Source organism: Nocardia sp. NPDC051756 (genome assembly GCF_040681495.1).
Taxonomy (GTDB): Bacteria; Actinomycetota; Actinomycetes; order Mycobacteriales; family Mycobacteriaceae; genus Nocardia.
In genome coordinates this window covers 806,775-821,889 of the sequence record NZ_JBFAYV010000004.1, presented here as the reverse complement: position 1 = coordinate 821,889, position 15,115 = coordinate 806,775, and the positions used below count along the sequence as shown (strand labels likewise).

12 protein-coding genes are annotated in these 15,115 nt (G+C 68.7%); 8 read left to right on the top strand and 4 right to left on the bottom strand.

Annotation, left to right across the window (positions count from 1 at the left end):
* Nucleotides 1–7 precede the first annotated feature (7 nt).
* Genes AB0M22_RS20650 through AB0M22_RS20620 form a run of 7 tightly spaced genes read left to right on the top strand, consistent with a single transcriptional unit; the run spans nucleotide 8 to nucleotide 9,291 of the window.
* Nucleotides 8–1,414: a M28 family peptidase gene (locus AB0M22_RS20650; protein WP_364728881.1), complete on the top strand. Its 1,407-nt coding sequence runs from the start codon at nucleotides 8–10 to the stop codon at nucleotides 1,412–1,414.
* 20 nt (nucleotides 1,415–1,434) lie between these two features.
* Nucleotides 1,435–2,445: a 3-oxoacyl-[acyl-carrier-protein] synthase III C-terminal domain-containing protein gene (locus AB0M22_RS20645; RefSeq protein WP_364728878.1), complete on the top strand. Its 1,011-nt coding sequence runs from the start codon at nucleotides 1,435–1,437 to the stop codon at nucleotides 2,443–2,445.
* 24 nt (nucleotides 2,446–2,469) lie between these two features.
* Nucleotides 2,470–4,359: an HAD-IIIC family phosphatase gene (locus AB0M22_RS20640; RefSeq protein ID WP_364728875.1), complete on the top strand. Its 1,890-nt coding sequence runs from the start codon at nucleotides 2,470–2,472 to the stop codon at nucleotides 4,357–4,359.
* Complete coding sequence (locus AB0M22_RS20635) at nucleotides 4,352–4,603, top strand: acyl carrier protein (RefSeq protein ID WP_364728872.1); 252 nt, start codon at nucleotides 4,352–4,354, stop codon at nucleotides 4,601–4,603. The genes AB0M22_RS20640 and AB0M22_RS20635 overlap by 8 nt, the downstream gene beginning before the upstream one ends.
* A gap of 28 nt (nucleotides 4,604–4,631) precedes the next feature.
* Nucleotides 4,632–6,437 (top strand): non-ribosomal peptide synthetase, encoded by a 1,806-nt coding sequence (locus AB0M22_RS20630; protein ID WP_364728869.1) that lies wholly within the window; start codon nucleotides 4,632–4,634, stop codon nucleotides 6,435–6,437.
* Entirely contained in the window at nucleotides 6,434–7,735 is a 1,302-nt protein-coding gene (locus tag AB0M22_RS20625; protein WP_364728866.1) for an ATP-grasp domain-containing protein, read from the top strand. The genes AB0M22_RS20630 and AB0M22_RS20625 overlap by 4 nt, the downstream gene beginning before the upstream one ends.
* Before the next feature lie 23 nt (nucleotides 7,736–7,758).
* On the top strand, nucleotides 7,759–9,291 hold the full coding sequence (locus AB0M22_RS20620; RefSeq protein ID WP_364728863.1) for a condensation domain-containing protein: 1,533 nt from the start codon (nucleotides 7,759–7,761) through the stop codon (nucleotides 9,289–9,291).
* A gap of 12 nt (nucleotides 9,292–9,303) precedes the next feature.
* On the opposite strand, the gene AB0M22_RS20615 is transcribed toward AB0M22_RS20620, so the two are convergent.
* Nucleotides 9,304–10,056, bottom strand: coding sequence for a phosphotransferase (locus AB0M22_RS20615; RefSeq protein ID WP_364729849.1), 753 nt, complete (start codon nucleotides 10,054–10,056; stop codon nucleotides 9,304–9,306).
* Nucleotides 10,057–10,197: 141 nt separating this feature from the next.
* Here AB0M22_RS20615 and AB0M22_RS20610 point away from each other — a divergent pair, with 141 nt between their 5' ends.
* Nucleotides 10,198–10,764 carry a hypothetical protein gene (locus tag AB0M22_RS20610; protein WP_364728860.1) on the top strand — a complete coding sequence of 189 codons (567 nt, stop codon included), beginning with the start codon at nucleotides 10,198–10,200 and terminating at the stop codon, nucleotides 10,762–10,764.
* A 45-nt stretch (nucleotides 10,765–10,809) separates the two neighbouring features.
* Here AB0M22_RS20610 and AB0M22_RS20605 read toward each other — a convergent pair whose 3' ends face one another.
* The 3 genes from AB0M22_RS20605 to AB0M22_RS20595 form a co-directional block, all read right to left on the bottom strand.
* On the bottom strand, nucleotides 10,810–12,831 hold the full coding sequence (locus AB0M22_RS20605) for a LuxR C-terminal-related transcriptional regulator (protein WP_364728857.1): 2,022 nt from the start codon (nucleotides 12,829–12,831) through the stop codon (nucleotides 10,810–10,812).
* 218 nt (nucleotides 12,832–13,049) lie between these two features.
* Nucleotides 13,050–13,991, bottom strand: coding sequence for a hypothetical protein (locus tag AB0M22_RS20600; RefSeq protein WP_364728854.1), 942 nt, complete (start codon nucleotides 13,989–13,991; stop codon nucleotides 13,050–13,052).
* 3 nt (nucleotides 13,992–13,994) lie between these two features.
* Nucleotides 13,995–15,044: a 3-oxoacyl-[acyl-carrier-protein] synthase III C-terminal domain-containing protein gene (locus AB0M22_RS20595; RefSeq protein ID WP_364728851.1), complete on the bottom strand. Its 1,050-nt coding sequence runs from the start codon at nucleotides 15,042–15,044 to the stop codon at nucleotides 13,995–13,997.
* Nucleotides 15,045–15,115 lie beyond the last annotated feature (71 nt).

The window sequence follows — 15,115 nt, the reverse complement described above, 5'->3', positions numbered from 1 at the left end:
CGTCGTATTGACGGCGGCGGCCCTGCTCGGCGCACAGGCCGTCTCCGCCGCCGCGGACACCGGCGATCGCACGCTCGCCGACCGGCTCGCGAACGAGGTCTCCGGCGACGGCGCCTGGCAGCACCTGACCGCCATCTCGGGCCTGACCATGGCCCTCGGCGGGAGCCGGCTCTCCGGTTCGCCCGCCTACGAAGCCAGCGCCCAGTACATGGCCGCGCGCCTCACCGCCGCCGGATATCAGGTGACGCGGCAGCAATTCAGCTTCCCCGACTACGACATTCACGCCGAGACCGGTTCGGTGACCGCGCCGCAGGCCCGCCCGCTGCACCCGGTGATCGCCCGCTTCTCCCGTCCCACCCCGAACGGCGGCCTCAACGCCGCGCTGAGCCTGCCCACCGGCAAGGACACCGGTTGCAGCGCAGACGATTACGCGAACACCGATGTGCGCGGCAAGATCGTGCTGGTCCGGGTGGGCGACTGCTTCATCACCCAAAAGCAGCTGGTGGCCGCCGAAGTCGGTGCGGCAGCCATGTTGATGAACGGCGACACCCCGAACCCGACGCTCAATCTGCGCTACCGGATGGTCCCGCCCGCCGACGCCCGCATCCCCACCGCGACCCTGTCCCGCGGTGAAGCCGAGCAGTTGATCGGCGAGGTCGCGGCCGGCCCGGTGCAGCTCACCCTCGACCTGCGCGGCGCCGAAATCCAAACCAACACGTTCAACCTGATCGCCGACACCCCCACCGGCCGCGCGGACAACATGATCGTGGTGGGCGCGCACCTGGACTCCGTCGACACCGGACCGGGCATCAACGACAACGCCTCCGTCGCCGCGGTGAACCTGGAGACGGCGCTGCGGCTGGCCCCGTACCGCGATCAGGTCCGCAACAAGGTGCGCTTCGCCTGGTGGGCCGCCGAGGAGAAGGGCCTCGCGGGCTCGCAGTTCTACGTCGATCGGCTCTCCCCCGAGCAGCGCAAGTACACCGCCCTGTATCTGAACGCGGAGATGATCGGTTCGCCGAACTTCGCCCGTCAGGTCTACAACGGCAAGACCGCGAACGGCCCCGGCCCGGCCGGCTCCGACCAGATCTCGGCCCTGATCAGCGGATACTTCGCCGAGCGGAACCTGCCGACCGCCGGACTGATCCTGGACGGCCGCTCCGACCATGCCCCGTTCATCGACGCGGGCATTCCGGCGGGCGGCGTCAACGGCGGCTCCGACACGGTCAAGAAGGCGGATTGGGTGCAGATGTTCGGCGGCGTCGAAGGCGAGATGCTCGACCGCTGCTACCACCAGGCCTGCGACAACCTGGACAACATCAATCGCACCAGTTTCGACCAGTTCGGGCGCGCGCTCGCCTGGGCGACCGGCCGGTTCGCGGTCAACACCGAGGACATCAACGGCGTGCGCTAGCCGCACCGGAGGGACGACGAATGTCATTGGGAATCATGGCGATCGGCTATGCGCTGGGCACGCCGGTCACGCTCGACGAGCTGGCGGCCAACGGCATCACCGACGACCAGAAGGTGCGGCAGTGGGGCTACCGCCGCCTGCATCGCGCCCTGGCGGAGGTCGGCCTGACCGATCTGGCCGTCCGCGCCGGGGAGACCGCGCTGCGGCGCGCCGGTGTCGAGGCCGGTGAGGTCGATCTGGTGATCCTGGCGATCACCGATATCGCCGAGTATCTGTACTGGGACGCCGCCGCCGCGGTGACGAGCCGCCTCGACGCCCGGCACGCGGAGGCGATGCTGCTCAGTCAGGCCTGCGGTGGCGGCGTCGCGGCCTTCGACGTGGTCGCCGGCAAGTTCGCCACCCACCCTCGATACCGGACCGCGTTGGTCATCGCCGCCAACCGCATCGCCGAAACCTATTGGGACCGTGTCGAAACGAGCACCTCGCTGAGTTCGGACGGCGCGTCGGCAGCGGTGCTGCGGCGCGATCATCCGGACTGCCGATGGCTGGCGACCGAGGTCGTCACCGACGGTCGCTACGCGGACTTCATGCGGATGGAGGTAGGCGGCGCCGCGCACCCGTTCACCGGCACCGAGCGGCCCGCCATCGCTCCGCTGATCGACCGCATGGACACCTTCTTCGACGGAAACGGCGGTGCCGCACTGTCCTTCGTCGACGAACTGCACGCCCGCAATCGCGACGTCGTCGAACGCGCCTGCGCGAGTGCCGATGTCGCGATCGGCTCGATCGAACGGGTGCTATACCTGCACGACAACGCCGGCGCCTTCGCCGATCTGGCCAAGGCGCTCGGCGTGCCGCTCGACCGCACGAATCTCGAAATTGCCCGGGACCACGGGCATTTCGGTCCGGCCGATCAACTCCTGAGCCTGGAACGGCTGCTGGCCACCGGCGAACTCGTCGCCGGCGACACGGTCGCCCTGCTGAGCATGGGCACCGGCATGCATTGGGCCTGCACGCTGCTCCGCATCTGATCGACAACGAAAGAGAGGACGGTCGTGAACGACCTACTCGACCGCGCCCGGCGGCTGACCGAGCCGGACGCCGAACCCGATCCCACGCTGGCCGCCGCGCTGGCCCACACCCCCGACATCGGCATCGCGCGTGAAGCGGGCCGGCTGCTCGGCCGCATTGATCCCACGCTGGTGACCAGGCCCGGCACGAAGCTCTACCCGCTGCGGGTGGCCGTCGCCTCCTCCTTCACCGCCGACAATGTGCTTCCGCTGCTGCGTATTTCGCTGCTCGCGGCGGGTATCGACGCCGAATTCCAGCTGATCCCACCGGATCAGCTGCTCATGCAGCTCAGCGATCCGAATTCGGCACTGGCGCAATCCACACCCGATCTCACGGTGTGCCCGATCCACGAGGAACTGTTCCTCCCCCGCGACGCCGACACCGCCGATCTCGACACGGTTCGCGACCTGCTGGAACAGCGCCTCGACCTGTTCGGCGCGGCACTGTCGGACTTCGCGACCCGCACCGCCGGAACAGTTCTCGTGCACACCGTGCCGCTGCCGCACCTGCGCTGGCGGACCGTCAACGCCTACCGGTCGCGCGCACGGCTCGGCCGGGCCTGGCGCGAACTCAACAGCGGCCTGCTCGAACTCGCCGACCGGATCGACGGCGTCGGCGTGCTCGACCTGGAGATGCTGCTCACCGACGCCGCCGTCCCGCTGCGCGACGATCGGCTGTACCGCTTCGGCAGCATGGCCTGGTCGCCCGCGGTCGAGCAACTCTTCGCCGGACAGGTCGCCGCTTACGCGAGCGCGCTGACCGGCCGATCGAAGAAATGCCTGGTGCTGGACCTGGACAACACCCTGTGGGGCGGCGTGCTCGGCGACGACGGACCGGAGAACATCGAGCTGGGTTCGCTGTATCCGGGTAACGCCTACTCCGAGTTACAACGGGCGGCGCTCGCGCTGCGCGCGCAGGGTGTGCTGCTCGCGGTGGCCAGCAAGAACGATCCGGACCTGGTGACGCAGGTGCTCGCCGAACATCCCGACATGCTGGTCCGCGCCGAGGATTTCGTCGCGATCAAGGCGAACTGGGAACCCAAGGACGGGAACCTCACGGCGCTCGCCGCCGAGTTGAACCTCGGACTCGACAGCCTGGTCTTCGCCGACGACTCGCCGTTCGAATGTCAGCTCGTCGCCCGTTCCCTGCCGCAGGTCACGGTCGTGCCGATGACCGGCGACCCATCCGGGCACGTCGGCACCCTGCTGGCCGGCGATCACTTCACCGTGCTGACGACGACCGACACCGACCGGGAGCGCACCGAGCTGTACCGAGCCAGGGTGCACCGGCAGGAGTGGACGCGCGGGCACTCCGCCCTCGACGGCTACCTGAGCGAACTCGGCATCGAGGTCACCGTCCGCCGGGCCGACGAGTACCTGCTGCCGCGCATCGTGCAACTCGGCGGGCGCACAAATCAATTCAATCTCATCGGGCGCGCGCATTCGGCGCAGCAGACCGGCCGCATGGCCGACTCCGCCGAGCACGCGGTGTTCGGGTTCGAGGTCGGCGATCGGTTCGGCCGCGAAGGCATCGTCGGGGCGCTGTGGATCGCCAAGCACACCGACCACTGGCTCATCGAGAACGCGGTGATGAGCTGCCGGGTGTTCGCGCGCGGCATCGAATTCGCGGTGCTACAGACCGTGATCGACGAGGCAGCGGCGACCGGTGCCCTGCGTCTGGAGGCAGACTTCCGCGGCACCGGCCGCAACGGACCGGCCGAGAAGTTCCTCGCCGACGCCGGTTTCGTTGCGGCCCAGCAGGATTCCGACCCTGACGGCACCCTGCGCCACGTCCTGCACCTCGACCCGCGTCCGGCCCTGTCCCCAGCGTGGATCTCGATCCACACCGACGAATCGATGAAACCCCATGTCTGACCTGACATCCGAATTGGCCCAGATGATTTCCACGGTGACCGACGTGCCGCCCGAGGCGATCACCGGTGAGCGCCGGTTCGACGAGCTGGACAACTGGACCAGCCACACCGCGCTGCGCCTGTTCACCGCGCTGGAAGACCGCTTCACGATCCAACTCTCGCTCAAGACCTACTTCCGCACCCCGACCGTCGCCGCGCTGGCCGAGCTGATCGAGAGCGCGCGACCGGCTCCCGCGTCGCACTGACCTTCCCCGGAACGAATCGAGTTTTCCCATGTCGACTACGTCTGTCGCCTTACGACAGTCCCCGACCGCCGCGCACGCCTTCGTGCGCCTCGCCGCCGACCTACCGGATCGTCCAGCCCTGCGGCAGGAAGATTTCCAACTCACCTACCGCGAACTCGCTGCCCACGCAGGCGCGGTGGCCGCCTGGCTGCGCAGCGAGGGCATCGGCCGCGGCGATGTCGTTGCCACACTGATGGATCGATCCGTGCGCTGCATGGCCGGAGTACTCGGCGCGTGGGCCGTCGGCGCCGCCTACGTCCACCTCGAGGCGACCGATCCCGAGCCACGCCTGCGCTCGCTGCTCGACACCACCCGGGCGCGGGCCGTGCTCACCGACGCGCGAAACCGGTCCCGGCTGCCTGCCGACGCTCTGCCCGTGCACGTACTGGACGACGAGCCGCCGACCGAAATCCTCGACCTCACAACGGGACTCGACCGCGACGACGTCGCGTATCTGGTGTGCACGTCCGGCTCGACCGGCACGCCGAAAGCCGTCCAGGTATCGCACCGTGCCTTGCTCAACTACTGCGCGGCCTTCTGGGAGCGAGTGAGTCTCCCTTCGATGGAAAGCTTCGGTCTCGCTACGACTTTCGCCGCCGACCTCGGCAAGGTGTCGGTCTACGGCGCACTGCTGTCCGGCGCGCGGCTCGACGTATATCCCAGGGACACAACACTCGATCCGATCGCGCTGGCCGCGGATCTGGCCGCGCATCCCGTCGACTGCCTCACCTACACCCCATCCCAGCTCGAGGCCTTGGCCGCCGAGGGCGATCTCGCCGCGCTGCTACCGGAGCGGGTGCTGGTGGTAGCGGGCGAGGCCTTCCCGCCACGCCTGGCCACCGCGATCCTGCGGGCGCGCCCAGACCTGGAGGTGCACAACGGATATGGCCCGTCCGAGGCCACCATCCTGGCGACCATGCACCGGGTCACCGTCGCGGACGCGGATCGACCCAGGGTCCCGGTCGGCACGCCGCTCGACGGCGTGCGCGCCGTCGTCCTCGACGACGACCTCGGCCCGGTGCCGGACGGCACCCCGGGCACGCTGTACCTCGGCGGCGAATGCGTGGCCCTCGGCTACCTCGGCGACCCCGCGCGCACCGACGCCAAATTCCGCCGGCTCGACGCGTCCGGTGACCGGTTCTACTGCACCGACGATCTGGTGATCCAGGAACCCGGCGGCACGCTCGACTATCTGGGTCGCGCCGACCGGCAGATCAAGATCCGCGGCAATCGGGTCGAACCGGGGGAAGTCGAAGTCGCACTGCTCGATTCGCCCGGCGTGCGGCAGGCAGTGGTCACCGGCGAGCGCGCGCAACCGCAGCAGCCACTCGAATTGGTCGCCTATGTTGTCGGCAATGTGCAACCCGCGGAACTGATTCGAGCGCTGCGCGCCACGCTGCCGTCGGCGCTGGTGCCGAGCCGGATCGTGCCGGTGCCGCACATTCCGGTCACGGCGAACGGCAAGGCCGACTTCGCCGCCCTGCACGCGCTCGCCGATCAGGCCCCGATCCGCGCGACAGATCCACCACGCACCCCCACCGAGCAGCTGATCGCCCGGCTGTGGAGCGAGGTGCTCGGCCGCACCGATATCGGGCGGGACGAGCGGTTCATGGAGATCGGCGGGGATTCGTTCAAGGCGCTGACCGTGTTCGCGCGCCTGCGGCGGCACTATCCGACCCTGGTCATCGCGCAGATCTACGCGCACGCCTGTATCGCCGATCTGGCCGCCGCGCTGGACGGACCCACCGCCGCGGTCCCGGAAACGGGCCGGGCCGTCACGGTCATCGAGCTATGAGCGGCGCGCGTCCGACCCTGGTGGTCGCCTACGACGAGGGCGCCGCGCATCCCGGCGACATCGCCGTCGGGCTGGCGGGGTGGGCGAACTGTGTCTTCGTCGCCGAGCCGAACGAGCACACCCGCACGATGGAACCCCTACTGTCCCAATTCGGTTCGGTGCTGTGGGCGGAGTCGGTCGCCGTCGCCGCCGACGCGGTGCGCGCGCACAAACCCGACGGGGTGGTCACCTACACCGAACGCGGTCTCGGTCTGGCGGTCGAACTGGCCGGCGAACTCGGTCTGCCGTTCCATGATCGACGGACCTTCGCCGCGCTGACCGACAAGTGGGAGCAGCGCGAAGCGTTGCGGCGCGCGGGGGTCGACGCTGTCCGCTGCCACCGGATCGACGCGGAGTCCGACTGGCCGGCCGCCGTCGCCGCGACCGGGCTGCCCGCCGTGCTCAAGCCGGTGCACGGCGGCGGCAGCCGCAACACCTTCTACATCGACGACGCGGACACCGGTCTCGAGCTGACCCGGATGCTGCTCGCGCAGTCCCGGCCCGGCCTGGTCGCCGGGGGCACGCTCGTGCTCGAGGAGTATCTGGTCGGCCGCGACTGCGAACCGTTCGGCGACTACGTCTCGATCGAGAGCGTCGTGCAGCACGGCGCGATCCGGGATCTGGCTGTCACCGGCAAGTTTCCGATGGTGCCGCCGTTCCGCGAGACCGGCCGGTTCTGGCCGTCGCCGCTCACCCCGGACGAGGACGAGCAGGTGCGTACGCTGGCCCGGCAGGCCGTCGAGGCGCTCGGCGTGGTCACCGGCCTCACCCACACCGAGATCAAGCTCACCCCGCAGGGCCCGCGGCTGATCGAGGTCAACGGGCGGCTCGGCGGCGGCATCAACGAACTCGCCGGGCGCGCACTGGGATTGGATCTGATCGAGCTGGCCGGTCGCGTCGCGATCGGTGAATCGGTCAGCCTGCCACCGGTTTACCAGGGACGGGCCTACTTCCAACTGTTCCATCCCGCGCCGCGCCAGGCCGCCACGCTGGTCGCCATCGAGGGCGTGGACGACATCAAGGCGCTGCCCGGCGTCACCCTGCACCGGCCGTATGTCCGGCCGGGCACCCCGCTGCCGGGCGGGGTGGAGACCCGGGAGATGGACATCGTGATGGGCGAGGCGCACGACATCAGCGAATTGGCCGTCATCGCAAAGCAAGTCGAATCGACCCTGCGCTACCGATTCGACTTTCCGGCCACGCCGGACGCACCGGCACACACCTGCACAGTCACCGCGGCGGAACTGGGGCAGCTATGACCACGCTACGGAAGGATCTCTCGATGAACGACAGCATTGCGGCGCCCGAGGACGTATTCGCCGCCATCTGGCAGGAGGTGTTGCAGGTCGACCACGTCGGCCCGGACGACGACTTCTTCTCTCTCGGTGGCGATTCCCTGCTCGCACTCAAGGTGCTCGGGGCGGCGCAGGAGCAAGGGCTGGCGCTGACCCTGATCGATCTGTTCCGCAATCCGACTCCGCGCGGGGCCTGCGCGGCGCTCGGCACCTCGGCCGCGGCCCCGGCCGGCGCCGATGATCTGCTCTCGCTGCTGGACCGGGCGCGGCTGCCCGACGATGTCGAACAGGCTTATCCGGCAGCACGGCTGCAACTCGGGCTCATCCACGAGAGTCTCATGAGTGACGGGGCGTTCTATCTCGACGTCGTCTCCCGCACCGTGCAGCGCCCATTGGACCCTGCGGTCCTGCGGCAAACGCTGGATCTGCTGTCCGCGCGACATCCTGTGCTGCGCATGCGATTCGATTTGGCCACCTTCAGCGAGCCGATGCAGTTGGTGCAGCGAGCCGCGCCGATCCCGCTGACCACGGCCGATCACCAAGGTCTAGACGACACCGTGAAAACCCAACGGTACGAACAGATCATGGCCGACCTCGGGCAGCCGTTCGATCCGGAGACCGCGCCGCTGGTCCGCGTGCACGCCGCCGCCACCGGCGAACAGACCTTCGCACTGTCCTATTCGTTCCATCACGCGATCCTCGACGGCTGGAGCGAGGCGGTGTTCTGCAACGAACTCGTGCGCACCTACGCCGGTCTGCTCGACGGTCGACCGCCGGAATTCCCGGAGCCGGTGCCGTATTCGGAGTTCATCCGGCTCGAACGCGAAGCCATGCAGGCAACCGATTCCGCGGAACTGTTCCGGGAATTGCTCGGCACCATCCCCGACCCGGAGCCCGGCACCGGAATCCCGGTGCATCGCAAGGTGAGCGCCGCCGTGCCCGCCGACGACGCCCGGCGGCTCGAGGAGCTGTCCGCGCAGTGGGGCCTGCCGCTGAAAAGCCTGCTGCTGGCGGCCAACTGCGCGGCGATCGGCACGGTCTGGCACACCGACGCGCCGGTGGTCGGGCTGCTGCTCAACGGTCGCCCGGAGCGCGCCGGCTCCGACGTCACCCTCGGCCTGTTCCTCAACCAACTACCGCTGCGTCTCGAACTGTCCGGCCGCGACTGGCAAGACGCGGCCCGCCGCGCGTTCGACGCGGAGAACCGGCTCCTGGCCCACCGGCGCTTCCCACACTCCGAGGTGCGCAAGCTGCTCGGCGGCGACCCCTACGACGTCATGTTCAACTACGTGCACTTCCACCCGCGCGACGAACTCCTCGCCGCCGGCCTGATCGCCGCCGAAGAGGACATGCGCGACCACACCAGCCTCCCGGTACGCGTCGAACTCCTCGACGACCGCCGCGGCCACGGCCTGAGCGTGCACGTCACCGCCGACACCGCCCGGTTCGGCGACGATCTTCCCACCCGCCTACTGAAAGCAGTGCTGCACGAAATCCACGACCTCTCCCGGCCGCAGTAGCCTCCGGCCGGATCAGTTCATCGCCTGGGTTCGCAGCACGTCGACCTCACCGCCCGGCGCGGTCGGATCGAAACCGTGCTCGACCAGCCAGCGAACCCCGAGCAGGCTGCGCAACGACCACCACGCGCGGATCACCTCGAGGTCGACGTCAGCGCCGTAACCGGTAATGACGTCGCCGAGGTGTTCCGGGTGTCCGAGCGTCAAGGTGGCGAGGTCGAACAGCCCATCGCCCCGGCCCGCCTCTGACCAGTCGAGCACGCCGGTGACCTCGTCTCCATCGACGAACACATGCGCAACCTGCAAGTCGCCGTGCGTGAACACCGGCGTCCACGGCCGCAACGCAGCCTCGGCGACCCGGCGATTGCGCGTGACCAGGTCGACCGGCAGCACCCCATTGGTCATGAGCCACTCGCATTCGCCGTCGAGCTCCACCACGGTCTCCTCGAGACTCCGCCCCGGCCAGGGTGGCAACGGCCCGTCGTGCAACATCCGCACCGCGGCACCCGCCGCAACCCACGCCGCCGACGAGGCGGTCGACGGCTGACCAGGCCGACCCAGCGCCACCCCTGGCAACGAGGCCAACGCGAGCACAGAAGGCTTGCGCCACAAAACCTCCGCGGTCGGAATCGGCACCATCCCCATAGCCGCAACCTCGACATCGAGCCGCGCCTGATCACCATCGACCTTCAAAAACACATCCCCAACCCGCAACGTCGCCCGCTCATGATGCGCAACCACGACCTCGACCTCGTCCACGCCGGCCATTATCGCGAGCCCCACCACCAACTTTCACCTGGTTCAACGCGCGCAGACGACGCCGGTCGCGGCCGCACCGAACACCCGCTATACATGTGAGAGGGGTGTCGCGGGGGCATTCGCAGATCGCATTCGAGGAGCCGATGACCAATGGCGGACGTTGGGCAGACAGTCTCCAAGAGCATCGTTTTCGGGGATGTCGTTATCAGCAGGGCCGATGGCTACTATTCGACGCGGTTCGCGACGGCGGATTCGCCGGTGGTGACCATCGAACGGGTAGGTGCGCGCACGCGCCCGAGTGTGCCGATCGGGACCCGGGATGCGAGCTGTCTCGTGGCGCGGATCGACGACCGTCCGATTACCTTGCTGCCGGGTAGTGGGCGCGTGCTCGAGCGCAGCTACCGGGTGATCGCCGAAATCGATCACCGGGTAGTGAGTCTCGAGCCGAAATCCATGGCCACGTGCAGGTTCGTCAATGGCATGCCGGGCGAGGTCGTGAAGACGTTCGGCGAGTTCACCTTGCGGGCCAACGGGTCGATCGAGGTCGAATGGGAGACACCGACCACGTACAGGCTGCTGAAACGTACCGTCATACCACCGCAACCGACCCGAGAGGACACGCTGATCGGCTTCGCCCTCGCGGCGGCATTCGGGACCGGTTCGCTCTCGCTGATGTTGATTGTGGCCGGGTTCATTTCGGCCGCGCTCCCCGGCTGAGCCGGTTTCCGCGACCCGCCGGATCCACGCGTCGGCGTGCACGGGCTATCCGGTCGCGGAGACCGACGGGCCGGTTGGGGTGAAGACGAAGGTCAGTTCGGTGCGGCGGGCTATTTCCAGTTTGCGGTAGACGCGGGTCAGGTGTTGTTCGACGGTGCTGGTGGTGATGTCGAGGGTGGCGGCTATGTCGCGGTTGCGTTTGCCGTGGGCGGCCAGTTCGGCGACGCGACGTTCGGCGGGGCTGAGGGTGTCGAGGCCGTTGGGGTGGGGGCGTAGGCGGGGGCTGGGTGGGGTGGGGCGTTGTGCGCGGTCGCCGAGGAGGTCGCGCAGGAGGGTGTCGGCGCCGCAGGAGTCGGCCAGCCGAATGGCCTCGCGGTTCAGCAGGCGGGCCTTGTCGTGGTCGCCGACGGCGCGGTGGGCGGCGCCGAGTTCGCCCAGGGTCGTGGCCAATTCGAGGTCGCAACCGCCGGCGCGGGCGATCGCGGCGGCGGCGCGGAGTAATCGGACGCGCTGGTAGCGGTCGGCGGTCGCGGCGAGCATGCGCAGCGATACGCCGCCGGTGCGATGCTGGCTCGCCGCCCCGAGCAGATCGAGATGGCGGTTGGCGACGGCGCGCGCGTGGCCGTGCTCGCCGAGCGCGAGGTGGGCCGCGGCGACGTCGTTACGCCAGGCGACCAACCAGGGAAAGTCCATGTGCCAGCGGCGCATCAGGTGGCCGCAGCGGCGGAAACTGCGCAACGCCTCGTCGGCGTTGTCGACGGCGAGGTAGTGGTGGCCGCGCGCGTGCAGGTAGGGCAGGCCGAAACGGGACTCGAACAGGGCGCGGGGCAAGGGTCTTCGGAGTTGCGCCTCGGCGGCGGCATGCTTGCCCGCGAGCGTGAGCGCACGCACCAGCGCCGCGATCGGGGTGCCGATCCAGACCCCGAGCTGTTCGGCCGGAACATGATTCAGCGCGAACACCGCGTCCTCGGCCGCGGCGCGCGCATTGCCCTTGCGCAGCATGGTTTCCGCGCGCAAGCCGGTGAAGATCGACTGCCAGGTCGGGGCCCGCCGCGCCTCCGCCTCGGCCAGCAGCGAGTCACACCAGGCCGCCGCGACGTCGAGCTGGTCGGTGTAGATCAGGCAATGCACCGCTGCCGCAAGGGTTTCCACGGTGCCAGGGGCGAGCCGATGACCGGTGAGCAAACGCTGTGCCAGGGTGACGGTTTCGGCTTGCGGCCACCCGGTGAACAAGCTGGTCAGCAGCTCCGCGCCGAGCAGATGCGGGGACAGCTGCATCGCGACCGCCGAATGCCGCCGCGCGCGAGCGGTCAGGAGCCGCGGATGACGTTGCGCGTGCGGCGGATGCGCGGATCGCAGCCACGCGCACAGGAAGTCGACCTTCGGCGCGGCCTCGTCGAGCGGACCGCAATCCAGTTGTCCGAGCGCCTGATCCGCGTGCTGGGTCTGACCGTGCCAGAGCAGGAACATGACGACGGCGGGCAAGCCCGAGGCAGGCACCCGGCCGGCCCGGACCGCCGCGCGCATCCGCGTGTAGTTCCGCGTGCGATTCGACGGACTGCTCCGCCATTCGGCCCGCACCAGCCGGATCGCGATGGTGGCCCGATCCGCCGGGTCCCGCGTCGCCCGGTAGGCCAGCTCCAGCCGCGCCACCGCGCGGTCGATCTGGTCGTTCGCCAACGCCTCCGCCGCGGCGGTGAGCAGCACCACCGCCGCCCACGGATGGTCGGCGGCACCCGCCGCAACCAACTGGTCGGCTACCGCGCACGGCGGAAACCCCTTGTCGTGTAACAGCTTCGCCGCCCGCGAGTGCAGTTCCCTGCGGATCTCGGCCGGGGTGTCGCGCAGGATTCGTTCGGCGAGGTCGACATCGTCGAACGTCGCCCGCGCGGACGCCCCGGCGGCGAGCTGCCGCACAGCCGTGCGCACCGTCGCCTCGTCGGCCTCGAGCAGTTCGGCGACCAGGCCGACCGTGCTCGCGCCGCCGAGCACGGCCATGGCCTGGCCGACCCCGGATCGATGCAGCGTCGACCCCTGCTCGCCCTGTGACGAGATCTGCTGGTGCATACCCGAACCCCCTTCATCGACGAGGTGTACCCGACTGTGACGGGCACCATCGAAGGGGTGCGCTGTAGATGCGGCGTCGTCGCAGCAGGGGCGTATCCGGACGCCTCATTGATCCAGCCGGTGCCCATAGCGTAGGACGCCGACCGCGGCCTGTCATCGGATCTCGGTAACAAGATCGTCGCAACGGTTCCGACACCGATGACGGAATACAAGTTACATCAACGACTTTCGCGTCGCGCCGCGCCGCCCGCGCCCACCGTGGCGACGGCGGCCGCCTGGGGATGGTAGGCCAGGCAGGCGGCCGCGGCATCGTCGGCGGCGAGGAACAGCACCGAGTCGGCGGTCTCGAGCACACCGGATCCGCGCGCGTTCAAATACGCGTGCACCGGCGCCGCCGTGTACGGATCGCCGGCCGCCGGGGCGACGCCGACGACCGATTCCGTTCGGAACCCCAAGGTTTCGGCCAGCCGGGCCGCGAATCCCACGGCCGGGGCCGGCGCGAGCAACACCGCGCGCCCCTCGGCGAAATCGTCGTCGTCCAGGCCCTCGTCGGCCACGCAGGCCCGAACGGCCGCCGCCGCAAGCTCGATCGGATCCTCCGCAGGATGCCGAACCTGCATGGCGGAGCGCCCGTTCGAGCCGGCCGCACCCAGATCGACCCAGGCCGAAGGGTCGGCCGGACCGGCAGTCTCCCGGGTGTGCAGCGGGCAGAAGCCACCCGCGGTGGGCGACCCACCGAGCAACAGCGCGGCCGCCCCCGGGGTGTACGGGAACCCCGCGACATAGCGCTGCGTGGACGGATGGGTGTCCCCCGCCACGACCAGTGCGTACTCCACGTCACCGGTGGCCAGGAAGCAATCCACGGTATTGATCGCGTGCAGCAGACCGGTGGCGCCGTGCATCAGATCGAAGGAGAACGCAGGCACCCGGCCGGGCTGATACTCCAGGCCGAGGCCGATCCGTTTCTGGATCAGCGCGGACACCGCGGGCTCGGAAATATTGTGATCGCGGAAGACGCCGACGTTGATCAGCATGCCGACCTCGTCCACGGAGACATCCGAACCGGCCAGACAGCTGCGCACCGCACGGGCGGCCAGCTCGAAATAGCTGCCGGTGTCGAGATCGGTGTTGGTCGCGGCCGCGACAATCGTAGTACCCATAACTCACGCCTCCAGACGCGAAATAGTCGCGGCCAGATGACCGGAGACGAGCCCGGAAGCCGCGGGAATCATCAGGATCTTCGATCCTTTGGGAATCTTCTGCTGCGCGAGATGCTCGTGCAGCACCAAGAAATGCGAGGTCGACGCCGTATTGCCGAAGTCGTGCAACACATTCAGGGCCTGCGGCATCGGAGTGCCGAAATGCTGCTCGGTCAGGTGCCCGAGGTAATCGATGACCGGCGCACTGAATTGGTGGTGGATCCAGTAGTCGTATTTCTCGCCCGCCCAGGTGCGCCCGGTCTCCTGCAAGAAGGTGTCGATGCGGTTGATCGCCTGCAGATACCGGCCCTCGTTCTGCATGGCCCGGTTGTCGGTGTAGAGCGCTATCCCGGCGGACTGGTCGCTCGGCATGCCGAGGCAGTGCTCGGCCCCTTCGGCGGCGGTCAGCAATTCGACGTAGTGGATCTCGTCGTGGTCGTCGCCGCGATCGTCGAGCACCACGGCCACCGCTGCGTCACCGACGGTCAGCGCCGCGAATTGCGGATCGTACGGTTTGCTGATCTCCCGCACCGCCGTCTCCGCGATCGGCGTGATCTGTTCGCCGCTGACCACCAGACCGTTGCGCACCACCCCTGCCTTGATCATCCGGTCCAGTACCAGCACCCCGGTCAGCATGCCCGCGCAGGCGTTGGACACATCGAAATGCCGGGCCGCGGTCGCGCCGATCGCATTGCCGAGCATCAGCGCGAACGCCGGTGCGTAGCAGAAGATTTCCTTGCCCCGGGTGCGGGTGATGGACGCCGAGATGACGATGTCCAGCTCGTCCGCGGTGTAGTCGGAATGGCTCAGGCAATCATCGATGGCCCGCAGCGCCAATTCGAACGATGATTCGTAGCGGTCCGGATGCGCGTCGTATACCCGCCGATTCTTGATCCCCGTTATCCGTTCCAGATCCAGCGACCTCGGTACCGCCAGACTGTCGATCAATTCCGCGGTGGAACGGACGGTTTCCGGCGTGTACGAGCCGATCGACTCGAAACGCGTACGCTGCATAACCCCTGCTTCCTACAAGCTCAGTCGAGGACAAACATGATGTGTCGCTTGGGAATTCCGACAACGTTGTC